Below are 19,697 nucleotides of genomic sequence, written 5' to 3'. Positions count from 1 at the left end.
TTATTCAGCGCGCCATAAACAGTGGCCGCCTTCTTTGTCTACAAGATCGAGTCGTGCTTCGTGTGCGCTTTGCTCAGCGTCGTTTGCGCGCAATACAACTAAAGGTGCTCGGTCACTACTCAAGCGTCTTATGCCACCAGTCTGTTGCTCACTGCCGTCATCTTTATTTTGGTTTAAGTTTAGCTTGGTTTGCCCGCCCGTCATGGCAAGGTAAACATCGGCTAAAATTTCAGAATCCAGTAATGCGCCGTGTAATGTTCGTTTTGCGTTGTCTATATCATAACGGCGACACAAAGCATCTAGGTTGTTCTTTTGACCAGGATGCAAGTCACGCGCCATTTTAAGGGTGTCGAGAACTTGGCAGTACTCGTGCGTATTTGGGTAGCCTTGGTTAAGCAGCGCAAACTCGTTATCCATATGGCCCACATCGAACGGGGCGTTATGTATTACAAGCTCTGCACCTTTAATGTAGTCAAAAAACTCTTGCGCTATATCGCGATAAAGAGGTTTATCACGTAAAAACTCGTTGGTAATACCGTGAACATCTATTGCTTCTTCTTCAATGCTGCGTTGTGGGTTAATGTAAACATGAAAATTATTACCGGTTAAACGTCGGTTTATTAATTCTACACACCCAATTTCTATAATCCGGTGCCCCTGTTTGGGGTCGATGCCGGTGGTTTCTGTATCTAAAACTATTTGTCTACGTGCCATATCGAATTTAGCCTGACTCTGGTATCTTTCTATAATCACTTTATTGTACATAATATCAAGGTAAAACAGTGCAAAAAACCGTAGAGATTTACACCGATGGCTCATGTTTAGGTAATCCGGGCCCTGGTGGTTATGGTATTTTTATGATTTATAACGGCCACGAAAAAAAATTAAGCCAAGGGTATAAGCTCACCACAAACAACCGTATGGAAATGCTCGCTGCCATTGTTGCCCTCGAATCACTTACCCGCCCTTGCACCGTTAACCTCACCACAGATAGCCAATATGTTAAGCAGGGTATTGAGTCGTGGATTGCAAATTGGAAAAAAAGGGGCTGGCAAACATCAGCAAAAAAGCCGGTTAAAAATGTTGATTTATGGAAGCGACTTGATAGCGCTTGTAGCGAGCACACGGTTACATGGAAATGGGTAAAGGGACATAGCGGGCATAAATATAACGAAATAGTTGACGATTTAGCACGTGACGCTGCAGGCAGTAGCAACCTACTTGATGATGTAGGGTATCAGCCTTAACCCGTTAAAGCTTTCGCACTTTTTAATGCCATGAGTGTAAGGCTCATGGCTGGGTTAAAAAGTGCCTACTTACATTTTTTAACTATTATTATTTTTTTGCTCACACTGTTTAAAGTGCTGCTTTGAGGTTTGCCTAAGCCCTGCCCCTTTTACAGGTGAAAACTGCGGCCTTGCATGCCACTTAGGTTTTATAGGCGTAAGCGGAGCCACGCGTTTTCGCGCCACCAGCATATAAACACTCCCCATAGGTTTTAAATACTGTTTGGCAAAACTGCGCCAAAATGCAAACCGTGAAAGCCTGTTACCACGCGCAAGAGATGAGTAAATAAAGCGCTCATCACTAATAATTTCAAACCCCAATAAATTAAGCCAATCTTTTACCCGCGCAGGCGTAAAAAAACGCCCCGTCCATGGCAGCTTTTGGCCGCTAAAAGGCAACATTTGCGCCAATCCACATAAACTAAACGGATTAAATCCGGTAATAACAATGTAACCACCGGGTATAAGTGTGCGATGCGCCTCGCGTAATATGTGATGTGGGTCTGAGTGATACTCTAAGCAGTGGCTTAAAATACACGCATCAACACTGTGCTCATAAAAAGGCAGTTCGTCTATATCGGCTATTACACCTGTGTAAGGCCCCTCTTCGGCAACACATACTTGGTGTTTTATAGTGCTTACGCTGGTATTAAGCTCGCCACTTAAATTACCTAATTTAAGCATATGGTAGCCAAACATACGCGGCAGCCATTGATCCATTTTTTGTTCAATGTCAGCACGTAAATAATCCCCATGAGGGAACTGCTGCCATGACAGCGGTTTGGGTCCTTCTTGAAAACTAAGGGCTGGTTTCATTTTTATAGCTCGTTATACTAGGTGTTACCCGTCACTTTATAGAGCAAATTAATATGGTGCAAGTTAAAGCAATTAAAGCATTTTCTGACAATTATATTTGGTGTTTAACTACCCATAATAGCGACCTAGCGTGGGTGGTTGACCCAGGCGACGCACAGCCCGTTATGGCGCATTTAGCAGAGTACAACTTACAACTTGGTGGCATTTTAATTACCCATCATCATAGCGATCATACCGGTGGCGTAGCCGAGCTTGTAAAACAGTTTTCAAACATTGCAGTGTACGGTCCTATAAACAGTCCGTTTGCGGGGATCACCAATACACTGGTTGATGGCGATAGCGTTGAGGTATTGGGTACGCGTTTTAACATTATTACCACCCCTGGCCATACGCTTGATCACATTTGTTATATTCATGAACAGTTGGCTTTTACAGGCGATACGCTTTTTAGTGGGGGCTGTGGGCGATTATTTGAAGGGACGCCTGAGCAAATGTGGGAGTCGTTTAATAAGCTGCGTGAGCTACCTAAAACCTGCAAAGTATATTGCACGCATGAATATACGCAAGCCAATTTAGCATTTGCAAAAGCCGTAGAGCCGCGTAACCCTGAGCTACTCCAATACAGCGATAAAGTAGATGCACAGCGTGCTAAGGGCGAAATTACACTGCCAAGTACAATAGGCCAAGAGCTTAAAGTTAATCCGTTTATGCGCAGCGACCTACCTACTATTACAGAGTTAATTCCAAAAGAATTTGTGTTGGTTACAAAAAACAATGAACCATGGGAAAACTTTGCAAGTCTGAGACGATTCAAAGACAACTTTTAGTTAAGATATGTTGACCTGTTGTAATTAATTTTGCAGCATCGTGGTTAGGTATATCCTAGGTAAAACCATTGGTTTAAAAATAGCGAATGGTTTTATCAACATGCTAAAGTTGGTCGTTAAGTGGCAATGTTGACTCATAACGGGTAGTATTCGCCGAGTTTTTTTACCTGATGTATTGGTATATATGAATAAATCTCCTCTATTAATTGCCTTGGCGCTTGCGCTAAGTGGTTGTCAAACATTAACAACCGTAGATTCAGACGCACAATCTGCTACCCAAGCAAATAAGCGCTTAGAAGGCGCAAGCCCTAACGATATTAACAATGCATTGATGGTAAACGCCCAATATCAACACGTTGAGCAGAGCGAAGACGCCCCCGTTTTTGACGATGTGTGGGAGCGCATTCGCTACCAACTGTCTATTGATGTACCGCAAAACCGCCCTGTTGTTACCGAGCGTAATTACTATGCGCGTCATCAAGCTTATTTAGACCGCATTTCAAAACGCGCAGAACCTTACTTACACTTTATTGTTGAAGAAGTAGAAAAGCGCGAAATGCCTATCGAAATTGCCCTTTTACCTATTGTAGAAAGCGCGTTTGACCCATTTGGCTACTCTAATCGCAGTGCTTCGGGTATTTGGCAATTTATGCCAGCCACTGGCGAGCGTTTTGATTTAAAACAAAACTGGTGGTACGACGGACGACGCGACATAGTGCAATCTACGCGTGCTGCCCTTGATTACTTATCGTATTTACACAAAACCCTTGAAGGCGATTGGTTAAACGCCATTGCCGCTTATAATTCAGGCGAAGGGCGTTTAATGCGTGCGATTAAGAAAAATCGTAAAAAGCATTTACCAACAGACTTTTGGTCTCTCGACTTACCAAGCGAAACCACCGCGTATGTACCAAAGCTTTTAGCCCTTGCCGATTTATTAAAACGCGCTGATGAGTTTAATGTAAAGTGGAAACCGGTTATCAACGCGCAAGTTGTAGAAGTGGTTGATGTAGGCACGCAGATTGACCTTGCACTGGCCGCAGATATGGCCGATATGACTCTTACTGAGCTATACAGGTTAAACCCAGGCTTTAACCGCTGGGCGACCGACCCTAACGGTCCGCACTTTTTACTATTACCCACCGATAAAGCGGAACAATTCAGCCAAAAGCTGGCGCAAACCGATGTTAAAGACCGCTTACGCTGGCAGCAATACACTGTGGCGCGCGGAGATAGCCTATCGGTTATTGCTAAAAAGTTTACCACCAGCACCAGTGCTATTCGCTCGCTTAATAAATTAAAGTCAAACACCATACGTATTGGCCAACAGTTATTAGTACCCTTGACCGATGGCGCAATTAATAGCGAACATTTACCTAAGCAAATGCGTTTAGCTGCTAATAAAGCCACCCGTACTAAGCTGTCGCACACGGTTAAAAGTGGCGACACCCTGTGGGACATTAGTCGCGAATACGATGTCACCATGGATGAGCTGGCCTCGTGGAATAAACTGAAGAAAAACTCAGTATTGCGCTTAAATCAAAAGCTCACTGTTTATAAATCAGCGAGTAAACCACAAGCAACTGCAAGTACTAATCGCACCATTACGTACAAAGTACGCCGTGGTGACTCACTTGCACGTATTGCGTCTAAATTTAATTTAACCGTAAACGAAATTATTAAGTGGAATAACTTAGCCGGCCAAAAGTATTTACAGCCTGGCCAAAAGTTAAAGCTTAAGGTTGATGTAAGAAGTAGTTAACCAACGGTTTAATAATTAAAAAAGGAGCGCATGCGCTCCTTTTTTTGTACATATAAGCAGTTTAATACCAATTCGCTTAATTAAATGCTCTATTTTGAGGCCGGAAAAACGTGTTAATAGCTAGGCAATAAATTCGCTATTTAGTTGTTCTCGGCAATTGCTCCTGCATGGCTCTACCTTCTGCATCCATGCAGTCGTAAATGAGCATTTTTTAACGCAGGTAGCGACACGTTTAACCCCGCAAAATGATTAAGCATTATTGCGCATTGATGTGACTAAGCTGGTAATTTTTCAAGCCATGCTTTTAACCACGGCTGTGCTACAGGCCATGGCTCAAAGTCTTCGCAGGCATCTATTTCTAAACGGTTTCCTACCGGCTTAGCTTGCAAGTCACGTAGTAGCTCATCAAAGCTGCGCCCTGCACCGCAAAACGTATCGCCGTAGCATCTATCGCCCATGGCTATAACACCAAATGGCTTATCAGTTAGCATCGGAAATGTGCTGTTCATAGCAAAGTAGAGCCCAGCTAAATTGCTAGGTACATCGCCTTGCCCTGTGGTAGAGGTAACAACTAATATATGTGAGGCGTTTTTTATATCATCAAGTGAGGCCTCACTAATAACGCTCGCAGTGTGCCCCGCTTTTTCAATTGTATTTGCAACGTCGTAGCTTAAACGTTCTGCACCGCCGTTAACGCTGCCTACAAAAATACTAATATGTGCCATTAATAATCCTTTTCTTGCTGTGGCCAACCTAGTTGCTTACATATACTAAGCATGTCTTCACCTAGTGGCGCTTTAATTACGATGGGTTTATGCGTGTAAGGGTGCACAAAACTAAGCTGCGTTGCAAATAGCATTAACCGCCGCAGTGCAAAATGTTCCCTAAAAAATTGATTATGCTGATTATCACCATGATTTACATCACCAATAATAGGTATTGATAAATGATTAAGGTGGCGCCTAATTTGATGCTTTCGGCCCGTTTTTGGGAAACACTCTACGAGCGAGTAACGCACCGTGGGGTATTTACCAATAGGAATTGGTAACGTTGCTTGATGCAGACAATTAAATTGCGTTTGCGCCGCTTGTGGCGCTTTATCTTGCGTGGCAAATTTGTCAGCTATTTTATCAAGCTCTTCTTTTAACGGTTTATCTACAAACACCGATTCAGGCGCAAAACCACGTACAAGCGCTAAATAACGTTTTGTAATAGTGCCTTCAATAAATAGCTTGTTCATGTCTCGGGCAGATTCTGAACTTAAAGCAAATAGCAGCACACCTGATGTTGGTCTATCTAGCCTATGCACCGGAAATACATGTTGCCCTAATTGGTCGCGCAGCATCTGCATTGCAAATTGAGTTTCGTGTTTATCTAAAAAAGAGCGATGAACCAATAAGCCTGCGGGCTTATCTATGGCAACAAAGTATTCGTCTTGGTAAAGAATATTAAGCTCGCCGTACTCTACAGGTTCACCCTTTTCAGTCATGGGGTTTACCTAAAAAAGCATCAAGTTCACTAAGTAGCGTTATAATTTCGCCGCTGCCGGTTTTATCCACTAACGCCATCTCTGCCATAGGCGCAATGGCAAAATTTTGCGGCAATGGTTGGCTGAGCGTTATTAATTGCTGCATTTTTTCAATAAATACAAACTGTAACCATTGCTCAAATGCCATGGTATCGTGACAAAAAGGCACTTGAGATTGTAATTTATGCGCCTCTATTGGCGTGCTTTGCCACAGTTTATGTTTTTTTAAAAGTGTGCTTAATTGGTTTAAATAAGCCTGCGTTTGCTGATACATAACCACTCTTCTTTTTACGTTATAGGGCAATTATACCCTGTTCCCTCAATGCCTGCTATGGCGTATAATTGAGGCAATTTTGCAGTAAAAACAATTGAGATAACGATGAGCGAACACATAGCGACACTTGGCCAACTTTTAGATGGCGCCGGTACACAATGGCGTGCTTTTGATATTGGCAGGCATATTACTAAGCTTGATAAAAAACAGTTTTTAGCTATTGAGCAAGCACAAGTTCCTTATCCTTATCCGCTTGCGGGGCATGCATGGCTGGCTATTCAATTTTGGGATAGCAAAGCAAGTAAAGAACCTTATGTATGGTTTTTAAAGTTTCCACTTGATGAGCAAAGTAAATTAGTGAGCGCGAGCCGCGATCATTTCGCTAATATGGTAATTGAAGCCCTAGGCAGCGAAATAACCGGCGAGCAAGCCGATGGTAAGCTAGATAATAACCCTTATGTGTTTACCCCTAATGCAAATAAATTAGCGGCTTTTAACGCCCAACTTAAAGTATTGTTAAAGCAACCAGCCTCTAAATATTACGAGCACACGCAGCTGTACTTTAGTGGCACTTTAGGTTTTGATGATTGGCAAAGCGTTGCGCTACAAGGTATTGCCGATTTTGCACTGCGCCTAAATAACGACAACAACTTAGCAAACTTGCAAAAAGCTTGGCCGCATTTACCACTAGAGGTATTGCAGCCTTTGAGCGCCATGTTTGAACATGTAGAAATACCGCCATCACTCAGTGAGCTTTTAGTCGCCTATGGCCACACTGCCATTGAAAATAACGATACAATTGCACTAACTGCCGCACTGCGCTCGCTTTCAAAAGGCCAAGCCCAAGGGCTGTGTACACAACTAGTAGATGCTGCATTAAGCTCATCTGTTGGCACTGATTCAGATGTACTTTTAACGATTGCAGGGCGATGCTTTTCTCAACTAGAAGAGCCTGAGCGCTTACATATTTTTATGGATAATTGTGCGCACCACCAGCAAATTGCCGAGCTATTTCCCAGTATCTTTGCTGATTTAGTTGCAATACCCACTATACGCCCACATTTATTAGGCTTATTACGTAAAGAAAACCGCAGCGAAACGCTCGCTCGCGCAATTGGAAGGTTGTTCTCTTAATGGCTACTTTGTGGACGTTTATCGCCATTGGCGCTGTAATTTACTTATTTTGGCTAAACCGAAAAGTAGCAGAAGCTGCTAACAGTCATGCCGCGCGCCAAGCTGAGCAATTACAGGTTCAGTTAATGAGCGTAGCGTGCACAAAACGCCGCTTTGGCATTTTAAAAAATGGCAAACCGGGGATCAAAAGCGAATTTATGTTTGAGTTTTCAAGTGATGGCGAAAATGCCTATCAAGGTATTTTAATTATGGAAAATGAAATGCTAAAAAGCGTTGTTGTGCCGCCACACAAAATTTAACTTTAATCGTTAAAACCGTTGGGGTTAAAGTGAACCACTAAAATAAGTTAATACATAAAACTAAGGCGTAACAAAAGTTACGCCCCACTCTTACAGCATCCTGCTTGTTATCCTTGACCCAAAATCCGTATTATCATCCCCTGAACGAGTAAACAACCCTATTTACCCTCAACATTGCATCCTGCAAAATCCATAACCATCCTGGCTAACCCACGTAAACTAACGCTTGGCTACTTACTGTAGCATCATCCTTGGTCATCCTTTTAAGTAGCTCCTGCCACTTTAAATGCATCCTGCATTTTCCACTTGCCGCCTTGGCCATCCTGCGTAAACTAACGCTCCTGCTACTTCCTGTAGCCTCATCCGTAAATATCCTTAAGTAGTTCCAACTACTAAGCGCTTCATGCACTTCCTAGTTCGTCCTTGCGTCCTTTTTAACTTGTCCTTTATGCTTCCTGCTAGCATCTGCTATGTTGCCTATTCCGTATCCTTGGCAGTAGCTTAGTCATTAAGCTATGTCGTCTTGACAAGTTAAATACTACGCGAGTTTGGGTTTCATCCTACTAGGTAAACAAAATTAATTTTTCGTAATATATATGAAAAAATATAAAACCCAATACTAAACAAAAGCTTACCCTTTTAAAGCTGCATTTATGAACGACCGTAACTGATAATGCGCACGTCAATGTAAGTTATATCTCACGGGCATATGTCCGTAATGGCGCTTATCGCTTACAGACTTACTTTGCATATGGTTTAAAAAGAAGCTCTCCGGATACTTTATTAAAGGCAAGTGCTTTATAAGTGCTAAATCCTTCTGATTTAAAAAACGTATTATGTTCTTGGCGTGTAACAAAAACGGCAAGCCCTTTAGCTCCTGTGTTTTTAGTTGCTAAATCATCTAAGCCTCGTAACAGGTAGCGCCCAAGCCCGTGGCCTTGCACGTGCGGGTCTACCGCAATAAACGCTAAATAGTAGTAATCGCCAATCTCATTAAGCGCAGTGCGTATTGTTTGCTCTTTTTCTATTAGTTGGTTGGTTTGCAAATACCCTGCGCTCAGCATTAACTTTAAGCGCCAATGCCAATAACGCTCTGGTTGTAATTGGCTGCTTGACTCAAATACACACGCCACCGCTTTTAATTTATCATCGCGGTACAAGCCTATTAATGGCAGTTTTTCTTGCCAAAAAGCACTGAGCTCTTCGCGTATCACTGAGCGTAATTTTTTCTCGTAGGCAGCCATATTATGTTGATCATAACCTAATAAATTTTGAAGGAGCGGATCATCATGATAGGCCTGATAGATTAAACTCCCTGCAGTGCTTATATCTTCAGGGGCAAGGTATTGTACGCTTAATGTGTGCTCATTAGAGGTGACTGTCATTGTGTATCCTTTTTGCTTTACTACCCTCAACGTTGCCAAACTATTTACCGTATATAAAGTAATTGGTAATTGTATGGCGCAAATGTTTATCTATACTGAAGTTAACTATATACCTAAAGCAAAAATACCGTCAATTCAGCGAGAGTTTAACTAGCAAAGCCTATAGTCTGGCTCTAAGCTTGGTTTAATTTAATCAGATGGAGTAATAATATGGATACGACAAAACACGATATGAAAACGTTGTTTGCACAATTGGGTTTACCTAGCTCAGAACAACAGATTGACGATTTTATTGCGTCTCACTCACTAGAAGACACAACGCTTTTACAACAAGCTCCTTTTTGGGATGAATCACAGCAGCATTTTTTAGCAGAATCGCTAGCAGAAGATGGCGCGTGGAGCGAAGTAATTGATGAACTTGATGTGAGGCTTCGCCAAGAAGGTAAGTAATACTAATTTGCTTAATTATGCGACCTATTTTGAGGCTCGATAAACGTGTTTATAGCTAAGCAAAAATTCATTATTTGGCCGTTCTAAATGAAAAATTTTTAACACAGGTAGCAACACGTTTAGCCCCTCAAAATGATTAAGTATTATTGCGAATTGGTATAATTCCCCCTCTGCTTATACCAAGGCTTTATGCGCCTTGGTATTGTTGCTACTATAGCACCCGCGCAGCAAACACTTGCTGCGCTTATATATTAAAGAGTTACAAATCTAATGAATGCAGTTGTATTTGATGCAATTAAAGTCCTTCTTGATGAAGGCAAAACCCCTACTGTTGCCCTAACTAAAAGCCGTTTAGCACAACCTGTGCCTATGCCGGTTATTATTGCCGCAGTAAGCCAATATAAAAATAATCCTGATTCAATTCATAATTTAATGAAAAACCCTGAGCAGAGCATCGTTGAGCCTAAAACATCTCAACTCGATCGCATTGAGAAAAAACTCGATAGGTTGCTAGCCCTGTTAGAGAAAAAATAATTTGAGACTATAAATGTTCGTTGTTGATTTAACGTTTGACTGCTACCAAGACACCACCCTAGAGCACGCCGAGCAAGCCATTAACCGATTAGTTAATGCACTGCGTTTTAACGGCCAAATTATGGGTGAAGAATTCCCAACTGTACTAAAAGATGGCTATTTTATTACCCGTGTAATGTGCCCAACCGAAGACGCCATGCACCCATTAAATAATAGCCCTTTTGTAAAACACAGTATTGAGAAGCTGCACAGTGCAGGTTTACTTGCTCCTAAAATAAAAGTTATCGGCCAAGACATTCACTCAAACGGTGCCGATACTTGTAGATCGCCTTCACGCTATATTTTATACACAACCTATGTGCATACCTGTAGCCCACTGTATTGTGGTGATGACTTTTTACCTGTGCCATTGTTTACTATTCCGGCCATTGCAAATGGGGATTATAAAACACTCATAAAATGGCAAGAAGATTGGCAAGCCTGCGATCAAATACAAATTAACGGCGCTACTCGCTGTGAATTTCCAGCGCTTGAAGAAATATCAAGCACACAAAGTGACTTATATCGTCGCGGTAAAGACATTGCTAAACGTATTCGCTTTTTAACTCAAAAACCGGTTTATTATTATTTATACCGTGTAGGCGGTGTAGATAAAGCTTCAGAACTTGAGCGTAAATGCCCTAGCTGCAATAGTGAGTGGAAATTACCAGAGCCGTGGTTTGGGTTATTTGATTTTAGGTGTGAGCCGTGTGGGTTGGTATCTAATGTTTCGTGGGATTTTCAGTAACTAAAAGCCTGCACTTTGCAAAATAAAAATTACACACCTTATACAAAATCAGCTTAATGCATTGCACTAAGCTGATTTTTTAATGCTCAATTAAATTAAGTAAAAGCGGCAAGTAAGGCTACAGTATCGTTATTTTTACTGTAATAACTGAGCAACCTTTAACGCGTCTTGCACAGGGCTTATCCTGCACAATAATTAACGATTACTGCACATTGGTTTAATTAATCTAAACCTCAAGCGCTTTTAAAAAAGATTCTATATTGGGTGCAAGTACATGATGCGGTTTTTTACCTACGTACTCCAAACATACCTCACCGGTATTTACCTGCACGGTAACCAGTAAGTCATCTTGCTCAGTTAAACCAATGAATAGGGTTTCTGGCTGCTTTAATTTTCGTTTCATTAATACATGGCCGGTAATATTTTGTTGCAGCAGGTCAAAATCATCTTTATTCCAAGCTTGTAATAACTCCACACGGTGACCATCTATGCTGGCTAAAATGCTACCGCCATACATGTGCCCATAAAACTCATCAACCCCTGCTGGGAAGTTCAGCTCAAGCGCGTTAGCTAAATCTGATAATGAACCTGCAGGGGTTTGCAAAGCACTTTTCCATTGAATATTGCCTTGTGCGTCTACCTCGCCAAACTCGCAAGGGCTAGGCCATTGTTCATCGTGTGCCATAAGCGGATATTTAGCGGTGTTTTTAACGGTTTTTTCACAAAATTGCGTGTGAAGTTGGGCCATTTGCATTGCAACAGACATACTGCGAAACTCATTTAAATTAGATATAATGTCCCTATTGTAACTATTTAAGAGCAAACATGACAGATTACAGCAATTCTCCAGACCTTAAAGGTAGTGTGTTAGGACAATCTACTGAATACGTAGATGTATATTCGCCTAGCTTGCTTTTTCCTATTGCCCGCAAGTTAAATCGTGATGCTTTAAATATTGACGAAGCCGAGTTACCCTTTAAAGGCCAAGATATTTGGACAGGTTATGAGCTTTCGTGGTTAAACGCTAAAGGTAAACCGCAGGTTGCCGTGGCGCTGTTTACTTTTGCGTGCCAAAGCAGCCATATTATTGAGTCTAAGTCGTTTAAACTTTACTTGAATAGCTTTAATCAAACCCGCTTTGAAAGTACTGAGGTGGTAAGACAGCATTTAATTAAAGACTTATCAAATGCGGTAAATAGCGATGTAGCGGTAACGTTATACGCACCTGATGACTATAACTGCTTACCTTGCACGCCATTACCTGGGCAGTGTATTGACGATTTAGATATTGAAATAGATAACTACGATATTGACGCCTACTCACTTAAATCAAAAAGTGACACCCTGGTTACTGAGACCCTGCACAGCCATTTGCTTAAATCTAACTGCTTAATTACCTCGCAGCCAGATTGGGCCAGTATAATTATTCGTTACACTGGTGAGCAAATATGCCATGAGGCACTCTTGCGTTATTTAATTTCATTTAGAACCCACAATGAGTTTCATGAGCAATGTGTAGAGCGTATTTATAGTGATTTAACCACGCAGCTAAACATTAAAGAGCTTGAAGTCTATGCGCGTTATACGCGCCGCGGTGGGCTGGATATAAATCCGTATCGTTCAACGCACTATAACGATACGCCTTTTGCGGTAAAAATTAATCGCCAGTAATACCAATCGACTTAAATATCACCATAAAAAAGGAGCTTAAGCTCCTTTTTTATACCCGTTATAAGCTAGTCAATGCGCTTAGTCGGAATAGGCATTGCGCACACATCAATATAATTATGGGCGTATACAAACCAAGGTTCGGTACGATTTTTTCGCGCCTCAATCAATTCTCTAAATGATTGCGAGTCTGTTTTCATAACATTAAAGGTGCTTTTATCACGCTTAATATCGGCTAATACCTCAATGTTTGTAATTGGGTTAAATGGCGTATTAGCAACAGGCTTACGCTGTAAACGATTAAAGTGCTGCATACCTTCAAGCACTCTTCCAAATACGGTAATATTTTTATCAAGGTAGCGCGGACCTTGGCCAATGGTGACAAAAAATTCAGTGCTTGCACTGTTTATCTCATTGCCACGCGCCATGGCAAACACACCGTGGCAATGTACCTGCCAAGTTTGTGTATTAGAGGCGTTTTGTGCGACAGCAAAACCGTTTAAAAACCCCGTTACAGGCGCGTAACCATCGCCTTGTAGCTCTGTAATTTTAAGCGGCTGTGCGGTGCTATGGTAAAACTCTGCAGGCACAGTTTTATTAGCCGTTTTAATTGCTTTATTGCCTGAGCTGTCGCCTCCTTGTGCCACAAACCCTTCAACAAAACGATAAACACGGGTATTTTTATAAAAGCCTTCTCGCGCAAGTTGTTTTATGTGCGCAGTATGTTTAGCTGCAAGCTGTGGGTTAAGCTCAACATAAGCCGCCCCTGTAGGCAGCGTAATTTTTAAAACATTTTGCCTGTCTACATTTCGCCATTCGTGCGCTTTAGCATGCTTTATTACCTCGCTTGCGCTACGGGTTGGGGTTTGTTGAGTGCCCGCGTGTTGCTCTGTGTATTGGGCGCAGCCAGTTAACCCTGTTATTAGTGCTGCTAAATATAGTCCTTTCATATAATCCTTATACTGCCTATTTAGTCCCAATCAAACTTATAGAGTAAATCAACATTTTGATTTAAACCACTGGTGATCTCTACATAAAACTGCGAAAGCAGCTGATAGCGAATAGCGACCTCGCTGAGCGAGTCAAATACCCCTACGCTGTATTTAACTTGTAAGCTAGGCGCTACATAGCCCGATATTTCAAGCTTAGTGTTATCGCCAGAGCCCGTTGAACTTAAGCTTACATCAGATAAACCAATGGTTTCGCCAACTTTAGATACAACGCCTTCACTACGGCTCACCCCTTGTGAGAGCAATAACTGAGTAAGAATGGCATCGCTTGAACTGTCGCCCTCGCCTAGCGGTTGCCCATTGAGTAAATAGGCCAGCGCTTGTGCTTGATCCATTGCCGGCTCAGAAAATACTTTTAAGGTAGGTTGCTCAACGTTACCAGTAAGCGTAACACCAGCCACAACATCGTTTGCTGTGGTGTCTGGATTACGGATGGCTTTAATATTTAAAAATGGTTGCTCAATTGAGCCACTAAAGCCTATTTGCCCAGTACTAATAATTAAATCTTGGCCAAAAGCTAAATACGTACCATCGATTAAATTTAGCTCGCCGGTGGCAATTATAGGGGCACCTTGGCTCATTTTGATGGCTAAATCGCCCGCTATTTTCGACTCAAGACCAAACGATTCTATTTTTACATCGTTTTTAACAATCACTTTTAAATTTACATCGTAATCAAACGGCACGTTTTCTGCCGTTTCAGTTTGTTGATCAACAATAATCTCATCGTCACTCACTTGAACGGCGCCCTCTGGCAGCTCTTCAATCATTACCCTGCCATAAGGCACAATCACTTCGCCAAACAGCTTTAATGCATTATTTGCAAGTCCAATGGTTAAATCAGGCGATACTTTAAACGTAACGCCTTGCTGCGCGCGTACAAAAAACTGCTCGCCGTTAACGCTTACATTTACCTCAGGCTGGGCGCCTTGCCAATCTACGTCGCCGGTTAGGTTGATTTTACCGCCTTGGGTGTCGTTTAAATTACCTTTAATTGTGGCGGTGGTTTTATCAAATAAAATATTTACATTAGATTTTTGCAATACCACCGGCAACTGCTCACCTTCTAAATTGATATCACTGACATTTAACTCACCATTTAATAAAGGGTCTTGCAAAGTGCCGGCTACTGCCACGTTACCTGTTATATCGCCTTTTAATTGCTCAAGGGTTTCGAGAAATGGATGTAAGTCTGATAGCAATATTTTATCTATATTAAGGTGACCGTTTAATGTTTGCTGATTTTGAATATCATCAATATTAATTTCGGTGGCTATTTTACCTAGCACACTTGAACGTAAATCGGCCTCTAGCTTACCCGTTTGAGAATCAGTGTAGGCACTGACTTTTAGCGTTTCGATGGGTAATCTAAACCGGTCTTCCTCAGAGGTAAGAACAGCAACAAGGTCGTGCGCATTTAAATTAGCGCGAAGTGTTTTTAAAGCGCCCTCGTTCCAATTTGCAGCAAAGTCGCCGCTTATATCGCCACGCGTACGCATGTTATCTGGTAAAAAGTGTTTAAGCTCTTCAAGCGCTAATTTGCTCAACGTAGCATTAAATTGGCCCAAGTTTTTAGTTTGCGCAAGGGTATTAATACATAGCTCACTTTTGTTTGAGCGCCAGCAATGCGCACTCACATCAAAATCGCTGGTTTGGGTATTAAACATCACCGCAATTTTTTTACTATTACTAAAGCTGAGCTTTTTGTCACTTAGCGTTATATTACTGAGCGAGCCATTCCACACGTCATTATTGAGCTTACCGGTTACTTCAAGCTCAGCAGCGCCTTGCTCTGCATCTATGGCGGCAACCAGCTGATGGTCGGTTTTATCGCCAGTGGCAGTTAGCTCAACACTATTAATTACCTGATCAGCAACCATTGCTGAGCCTACGTTTAAGCTCACATCGGTTTGCCAATCTGCGGCTGTATCGAGCTGGCCTTTAAGGGTGAGTTTATTAACGTTTATGTCGTTATAAATAAAGTTATCGAGTAATAACGATAAATCAACGGCGGGGGTTAAACGGGGTCCTCTAACTTTTAAATCGGCCTTACCGTTTGCAACGAATGGCAGATTAGTTTGCTCATTTCCTGTCAATGTTACTTTTCCGTCAACCTGCCAGGTGTCGTCAACTTGCCCGCTCAAGGTTAATTTATTGGCCCCGCTACTTAAATACAGGCTGTCTATGTTGGCTTTTAGCGTATTGTTAAGTGTAAAGTTTGAGGCAAATTCAAGCGGTGTTTGGTTCAGTGTACCTGCAAGTTGTGTATTATCCATTTGCAAGTGCCAGTTTTGCCCTTCGCTGTTAAAGCGCCCTTCTAGCTGGCCAGAAATATTACTTGTAAGCGCATCTGTTAAGTATTGTGCTTTTAAGCTATTTAACGAACCGGTGAAATCGGCTTGTATGCCCTTTTGCCAATTAACATTACCTTTAAATGTTGCACTACTGTCATTTGCTTTTAGGCTTAAGGTACTTAACTGCGCTTGGCTAAGCGAGCCGTTTAATTGCGTGTTTAATACTACCGCTGGATAGGCACCTAATTGGCTATGCGCTTTTAAACTTAGCGTGTAATCATCCGCATTACCCGAGGCTGATAAATCAACATTATTTACTTTTAGCTCGTTACTTTGAGCGTCAATCAACCATTGCTCAACTTTACCAGTAAGTTCAAACGGATAATTTTTTTGTTTTAGATTAGCCGTTGCCGTTAGATTTAATGGGTACTGACCAATCGTATGTAAATTTATATTTAAATCAGATAGGTCACCACTTAACGCTAAATTCGCTTGGTGCAAGTCGCTGTTTAACGCTACTTTAGCGTTTAATGGTAAATTACCTGCAAGCTCACTAGTTAACTCTGTATTTAATTGCCATTGTTGGTACTGCGCGCTAAGCGTTTGTAAGTTAACTTTTTCATCTTCTACATTTAATACAAGCGCTATATTTTCGATTGTGTGAGTTTGCTCACCTTGCTCAATATCCACCTTTTTAACGTCAAACTGCTCTACCCGTAAATTAAGGGGCGATGTAAATTCTATATCTGGTAACGCAGGTAGCGTTGTTAGCGCCTGGCCTTGATTAGCCGTTGCTTGTTGATTAGATGAGGCGGGTTGCTCTTTAAGCTTTACCAATACATCACTAATAGTTAGGCTTTTTATTGCTAAGGTTGCATCTTCAGCTTTCGCTGCAAGGGTGAAGTTATTTACAGTTACATCAGCACTGGGATGATTTAATACAAATTCGTTTATTGCTACATTTTTAACGGCAATATTAAAGGGAAACGTAATTTTAGTTAATGGCTCTGAGGTGCTCTGTTGTGTGGCTTCGGGTGCATTGCCAAGGGCAAGTTTGATTGACCGCGCACTTACATTTTCAATACATAGGCCATCGCACTGCCACCAAAATAAATCTATTTTAAGCTGCTGCGCTTTAAAATCTGTACTTTGGTTTTTAAAGCTCACATTAAACGGGTTGTTATATAAGAAGCGCCCTTTTTTAATCTCGATATGTAAGCCGTCCACCATTTTATTTGCACTATAAGCAATAAATTGATTACCGGGCGCAGTAAATAACAAACAAAATATAATAACGGCAAGCGTGATTAAAACGCCGATGACGGCGGCGGATATTTTTTTAAATACTGACATTAAATTTCTGGCCCTATGGTAATGCTTAAACGTGTGCTTTTACTTTCTTTAGTAAGCCCCCATGCATGGTCTACTTTTACGGGGCCAATGGGTGTTAAATAACGAAAGCCAAAGCCTGCGCCCACTTCAAAGTCGTCCGAAAAGTCATTTGTGGCAGTACCGCCATCAACAAATAAAGCTGCGCGCCAATTTTGTGCAAATTGGTAATTGTATTCAATAGTACTGGTTAGTAAGTATTTACCACCAATTAAATCACCGTCTTCATCTTCAGGAGAAATAGACTGATAAGCAAAACCACGTACACTTTGGTCACCACCGGCATAAAAGCGCAGCGAGTAAGGTACGTTTTCAATATTATCGACCAGCATGGCGCCCACGTTTGCTTTTAAAAAAACTAAGTGTTTATCTAAATAGGTTCGCAGCCACGCATGCTGCAGCTGCACCCGCACTAAGTTTGTGGTTGAAAGTACATCATCTAAACCAAACTCAGCCGAAATTAGCCACTGCTCACCCCAATAAGGCGTTGTGCCTCCTTTTGACTTTTTACGGGCATAGCTAATACCGGGCATAAGCATTTCGGTGCTTTCTTCTGGTTCATCACCAATGCGATATGTTTCTTGGTCTCGACGTAAAAAGGCCGTGCGTACCCATTTATCTTCAGTTAACCATTGGCGCTGCAGTTGGCCGGTCAGTATTTCACTGTATATGTCATCGGCAAGTTCATCTTCTAACTTGTAACCCACTGATAAACGCCATAAATCGTCGTTAGGGTCATCTACCGGAATGGTGTACGCCATAGAAATATCTTGCTGTTTCTCAGCTACATTTAAATTACTTTCGAGGTAATGCCCATCTTCTGTGATCCAGGGTTTACTCCATTTAAAACGCACTTTCGGGCCCAGCTCGGTATTAAAGCCACCGCCTACTTCGTAGCTATTAGCAGGTTTGTGTAGCACATCAATATTTATAGGCACTTGTCCGTTGGCTCTTGCTGGTATATCGGCATAAATACGCACGCTTGCAAAATACGGTGTGCTTGAGAGCTCAAGGTTATAATCGGCAATTTGTGTGGCTTTATAAGCTTGCCCTTGGGTAAAAGGTGCCAGTGAACGAATGTATTTTTCTGCGGGGGTTTCGCTGGCAATGATTATATTGCCATACGTGTAGCGCACGCCGGTATCTATATTAAATGTAATAACGGCACTGTTTTTTTGCACTGATACCGCAAGCTTTCGGGCTGGCCATTTAGCATCAAAATAGCCTAGCTCTAATAACATTGACTCTATTTTTTTATGAGCTGAGTCGTACCTGCCATGATTAAGAATATCGCCCTGGGTTAAATTTAAGTTTTTAATAACGTTTTGTAATTGCGAGTCGTTTTTACCCTCACCATTAAGCGTTATATTAATAGCTTCTATGCGCGTTGCAGGGCCGCGCTCTACTTTAACGATAAGCTCTTTATCGTCTTTATCAAACTCAATGTCTACCGTTGGGTTGTAATACCCCAGCGCTTTAATACTGCTTTGCACTTGCTTTTTGGCATAGCGGCGCAAGGTTCTGGTGGGTTTTTCGCCAACCAGTTGTTTTAAATATAGCTCAACGTTACTTTCTAACTCGCCACTAATCCCTTTAATTTCGTAATCTTCAATTACCCTTTGCTCAGCGCTGGCTTGAGTGCTTATAAAAAAAGCTAAAAAAAACACAAAACGTAATAACTGTTTGAACAAGTAAATATCCTTACTTTTTATTCTTTAAAATTTAACCACCAATGAGTTGCATACTACCATAGCCATAATGAGCAACACATTAACTTAATGGTAATCTTGCACCAAATTACACTCCCTTTTAAAGCCTATAAAATTAAAATTAATACGCTTTAAAGCAATATTTTGGTTACAATAGTGGCTACGAATACAAAATTAATTTTAAATGAGTTTTTAATGCAATTCCCTGATGATGATAACGGCCAACTTTTAGCCGAAATAGCCGCTGCTGGCGTTGATTTAAGCAAAATGCACCAAATCGATTTTTTCATTTTATTTGAACAACAAGCTGATGCTGAAAAATTTTCCAAAGAAATAATCTCTGATGCATTAGTACAAAGCGCAAACGTTGAAAAATGTAAAGACACTGGCGTGTGGGAAGTGATTACTCATGTACAAATGGTGCCAGAGCACACATTGCTTGGCCAAGCAGAGCAATACCTTGAAAGTATTGCTAACAGTTACAATGGCTATGGCGATGGCTGGGGTTTAATGGACGAAGACGCCGCTTAACAAAAATCAGTTAA

20 protein-coding genes are annotated in these 19,697 nt (G+C 41.5%); 10 read left to right on the top strand and 10 right to left on the bottom strand.

The window, feature by feature from the left end; genetic code table 11:
* Positions 1-714, bottom strand: coding sequence for a DNA polymerase III subunit epsilon (gene dnaQ, locus VOI46_RS05750; RefSeq protein WP_004585981.1), 714 nt, complete (start codon positions 712-714; stop codon positions 1-3).
* A gap of 68 nt (positions 715-782) precedes the next feature.
* Here dnaQ and rnhA point away from each other — a divergent pair, with 68 nt between their 5' ends.
* Positions 783-1,247, top strand: coding sequence for a ribonuclease HI (gene rnhA, locus VOI46_RS05745; RefSeq protein WP_004585980.1), 465 nt, complete (start codon positions 783-785; stop codon positions 1,245-1,247).
* Between the two features lie 78 nt (positions 1,248-1,325).
* Here the strand turns inward: rnhA and VOI46_RS05740 are convergent, their stop codons facing one another.
* Positions 1,326-2,102, bottom strand: a complete 777-nt coding sequence (locus VOI46_RS05740; protein WP_004585979.1) for a class I SAM-dependent methyltransferase — start codon at positions 2,100-2,102, stop codon at positions 1,326-1,328.
* 53 nt (positions 2,103-2,155) lie between these two features.
* Here VOI46_RS05740 and gloB point away from each other — a divergent pair, with 53 nt between their 5' ends.
* Positions 2,156-2,929 carry a hydroxyacylglutathione hydrolase gene (gloB, locus tag VOI46_RS05735; protein WP_004585978.1) on the top strand — a complete coding sequence of 258 codons (774 nt, stop codon included), beginning with the start codon at positions 2,156-2,158 and terminating at the stop codon, positions 2,927-2,929.
* Between the two features lie 184 nt (positions 2,930-3,113).
* Positions 3,114-4,691 (top strand): LysM peptidoglycan-binding domain-containing protein, encoded by a 1,578-nt coding sequence (locus VOI46_RS05730; RefSeq protein ID WP_004585977.1) that lies wholly within the window; start codon positions 3,114-3,116, stop codon positions 4,689-4,691.
* A 275-nt stretch (positions 4,692-4,966) separates the two neighbouring features.
* Here VOI46_RS05730 and VOI46_RS05725 read toward each other — a convergent pair whose 3' ends face one another.
* Genes VOI46_RS05725 through VOI46_RS05715 form a run of 3 tightly spaced genes read right to left on the bottom strand, consistent with a single transcriptional unit; the run spans position 4,967 to position 6,493 of the window.
* Positions 4,967-5,416 carry a flavodoxin gene (locus tag VOI46_RS05725; RefSeq protein WP_004585976.1) on the bottom strand — a complete coding sequence of 150 codons (450 nt, stop codon included), beginning with the start codon at positions 5,414-5,416 and terminating at the stop codon, positions 4,967-4,969.
* Positions 5,416-6,180, bottom strand: a complete 765-nt coding sequence (gene truC / locus VOI46_RS05720) for a tRNA pseudouridine(65) synthase TruC (protein WP_004585975.1) — start codon at positions 6,178-6,180, stop codon at positions 5,416-5,418. Before truC ends, VOI46_RS05725 begins: the two co-directional genes overlap by 1 nt.
* Entirely contained in the window at positions 6,173-6,493 is a 321-nt protein-coding gene (locus VOI46_RS05715; protein ID WP_004585974.1) for a YqcC family protein, read from the bottom strand. The genes truC and VOI46_RS05715 overlap by 8 nt, the downstream gene beginning before the upstream one ends.
* A 105-nt stretch (positions 6,494-6,598) precedes the next feature.
* Here VOI46_RS05715 and VOI46_RS05710 point away from each other — a divergent pair, with 105 nt between their 5' ends.
* Together VOI46_RS05710 and VOI46_RS05705 are read left to right on the top strand one after the other, a co-directional pair.
* Positions 6,599-7,627, top strand: a complete 1,029-nt coding sequence (locus VOI46_RS05710) for a DUF3549 family protein (protein ID WP_324738185.1) — start codon at positions 6,599-6,601, stop codon at positions 7,625-7,627.
* Positions 7,627-7,926, top strand: coding sequence for a DUF3301 domain-containing protein (locus VOI46_RS05705; protein ID WP_004585972.1), 300 nt, complete (start codon positions 7,627-7,629; stop codon positions 7,924-7,926). The genes VOI46_RS05710 and VOI46_RS05705 overlap by 1 nt, the downstream gene beginning before the upstream one ends.
* A gap of 740 nt (positions 7,927-8,666) precedes the next feature.
* On the opposite strand, the gene VOI46_RS05700 is transcribed toward VOI46_RS05705, so the two are convergent.
* Positions 8,667-9,311 (bottom strand): GNAT family N-acetyltransferase, encoded by a 645-nt coding sequence (locus VOI46_RS05700; RefSeq protein ID WP_024033694.1) that lies wholly within the window; start codon positions 9,309-9,311, stop codon positions 8,667-8,669.
* Between the two features lie 210 nt (positions 9,312-9,521).
* Between VOI46_RS05700 and VOI46_RS05695 the strand changes: the two genes are divergently transcribed.
* The 3 genes from VOI46_RS05695 (at position 9,522) to VOI46_RS05685 (ending at position 11,082) form a co-directional block, all read left to right on the top strand.
* Positions 9,522-9,761 carry a DUF2789 domain-containing protein gene (locus VOI46_RS05695; RefSeq protein WP_004585970.1) on the top strand — a complete coding sequence of 80 codons (240 nt, stop codon included), beginning with the start codon at positions 9,522-9,524 and terminating at the stop codon, positions 9,759-9,761.
* Between the two features lie 270 nt (positions 9,762-10,031).
* Positions 10,032-10,295 (top strand): hypothetical protein, encoded by a 264-nt coding sequence (locus VOI46_RS05690; protein WP_324738184.1) that lies wholly within the window; start codon positions 10,032-10,034, stop codon positions 10,293-10,295.
* A 13-nt stretch (positions 10,296-10,308) separates the two neighbouring features.
* A complete protein-coding gene (locus tag VOI46_RS05685) occupies positions 10,309-11,082 on the top strand; it encodes a Zn-ribbon-containing protein (protein WP_324738183.1) in 774 nt (257 codons plus the stop codon).
* A gap of 226 nt (positions 11,083-11,308) precedes the next feature.
* On the opposite strand, the gene syd is transcribed toward VOI46_RS05685, so the two are convergent.
* Positions 11,309-11,848, bottom strand: coding sequence for a SecY-interacting protein (gene syd, locus VOI46_RS05680; RefSeq protein ID WP_004585967.1), 540 nt, complete (start codon positions 11,846-11,848; stop codon positions 11,309-11,311).
* A gap of 59 nt (positions 11,849-11,907) precedes the next feature.
* Here syd and queF point away from each other — a divergent pair, with 59 nt between their 5' ends.
* Positions 11,908-12,753: an NADPH-dependent 7-cyano-7-deazaguanine reductase QueF gene (queF, locus tag VOI46_RS05675; protein WP_004585966.1), complete on the top strand. Its 846-nt coding sequence runs from the start codon at positions 11,908-11,910 to the stop codon at positions 12,751-12,753.
* A gap of 65 nt (positions 12,754-12,818) precedes the next feature.
* Here the strand turns inward: queF and VOI46_RS05670 are convergent, their stop codons facing one another.
* From VOI46_RS05670 to VOI46_RS05660, 3 genes are read right to left on the bottom strand one after another with little or no spacing between them, the layout of a single operon-like run.
* A complete protein-coding gene (locus VOI46_RS05670) occupies positions 12,819-13,700 on the bottom strand; it encodes a peptidylprolyl isomerase (RefSeq protein ID WP_004585965.1) in 882 nt (293 codons plus the stop codon).
* Between the two features lie 20 nt (positions 13,701-13,720).
* Positions 13,721-17,407: a translocation/assembly module TamB domain-containing protein gene (locus VOI46_RS05665; protein ID WP_004585964.1), complete on the bottom strand. Its 3,687-nt coding sequence runs from the start codon at positions 17,405-17,407 to the stop codon at positions 13,721-13,723.
* On the bottom strand, positions 17,407-19,134 hold the full coding sequence (locus tag VOI46_RS05660; protein ID WP_004585963.1) for an autotransporter assembly complex family protein: 1,728 nt from the start codon (positions 19,132-19,134) through the stop codon (positions 17,407-17,409). The genes VOI46_RS05665 and VOI46_RS05660 overlap by 1 nt, the downstream gene beginning before the upstream one ends.
* A 213-nt stretch (positions 19,135-19,347) precedes the next feature.
* Between VOI46_RS05660 and VOI46_RS05655 the strand changes: the two genes are divergently transcribed.
* A complete protein-coding gene (locus VOI46_RS05655) occupies positions 19,348-19,683 on the top strand; it encodes a ribonuclease E inhibitor RraB (protein WP_039972099.1) in 336 nt (111 codons plus the stop codon).
* The last annotated feature ends 14 nt before the right edge of the window (positions 19,684-19,697 follow it).

This window comes from Pseudoalteromonas sp. CuT4-3, from assembly GCF_035666335.1.
Classification (GTDB): domain Bacteria; phylum Pseudomonadota; class Gammaproteobacteria; order Enterobacterales; family Alteromonadaceae; genus Pseudoalteromonas; species Pseudoalteromonas atlantica.
The sequence above is the reverse complement of the archived record's forward strand: the minus strand, read 5'-3'. Positions and strand labels throughout refer to the sequence as shown.

Coding starts and splice junctions, on each gene's coding strand:
- dnaQ (WP_004585981.1), bottom strand. CDS start 714: ATGGCACGTAGACAAATAGTTTTAGATACAGAAACCACCGGCATCGAC.
- VOI46_RS05740 (WP_004585979.1), bottom strand. CDS start 2,102: ATGAAACCAGCCCTTAGTTTTCAAGAAGGACCCAAACCGCTGTCATGG.
- gloB (WP_004585978.1), top strand. CDS start 2,156: ATGGTGCAAGTTAAAGCAATTAAAGCATTTTCTGACAATTATATTTGG.
- VOI46_RS05730 (WP_004585977.1), top strand. CDS start 3,114: ATGAATAAATCTCCTCTATTAATTGCCTTGGCGCTTGCGCTAAGTGGT.
- VOI46_RS05725 (WP_004585976.1), bottom strand. CDS start 5,416: ATGGCACATATTAGTATTTTTGTAGGCAGCGTTAACGGCGGTGCAGAA.
- truC (WP_004585975.1), bottom strand. CDS start 6,180: ATGACTGAAAAGGGTGAACCTGTAGAGTACGGCGAGCTTAATATTCTT.
- VOI46_RS05715 (WP_004585974.1), bottom strand. CDS start 6,493: ATGTATCAGCAAACGCAGGCTTATTTAAACCAATTAAGCACACTTTTA.
- VOI46_RS05710 (WP_324738185.1), top strand. CDS start 6,599: ATGAGCGAACACATAGCGACACTTGGCCAACTTTTAGATGGCGCCGGT.
- VOI46_RS05705 (WP_004585972.1), top strand. CDS start 7,627: ATGGCTACTTTGTGGACGTTTATCGCCATTGGCGCTGTAATTTACTTA.
- VOI46_RS05700 (WP_024033694.1), bottom strand. CDS start 9,311: ATGACAGTCACCTCTAATGAGCACACATTAAGCGTACAATACCTTGCC.
- VOI46_RS05695 (WP_004585970.1), top strand. CDS start 9,522: ATGGATACGACAAAACACGATATGAAAACGTTGTTTGCACAATTGGGT.
- VOI46_RS05690 (WP_324738184.1), top strand. CDS start 10,032: ATGAATGCAGTTGTATTTGATGCAATTAAAGTCCTTCTTGATGAAGGC.
- VOI46_RS05685 (WP_324738183.1), top strand. CDS start 10,309: ATGTTCGTTGTTGATTTAACGTTTGACTGCTACCAAGACACCACCCTA.
- syd (WP_004585967.1), bottom strand. CDS start 11,848: ATGTCTGTTGCAATGCAAATGGCCCAACTTCACACGCAATTTTGTGAA.
- queF (WP_004585966.1), top strand. CDS start 11,908: ATGACAGATTACAGCAATTCTCCAGACCTTAAAGGTAGTGTGTTAGGA.
- VOI46_RS05670 (WP_004585965.1), bottom strand. CDS start 13,700: ATGAAAGGACTATATTTAGCAGCACTAATAACAGGGTTAACTGGCTGC.
- VOI46_RS05665 (WP_004585964.1), bottom strand. CDS start 17,407: ATGTCAGTATTTAAAAAAATATCCGCCGCCGTCATCGGCGTTTTAATC.
- VOI46_RS05655 (WP_039972099.1), top strand. CDS start 19,348: ATGCAATTCCCTGATGATGATAACGGCCAACTTTTAGCCGAAATAGCC.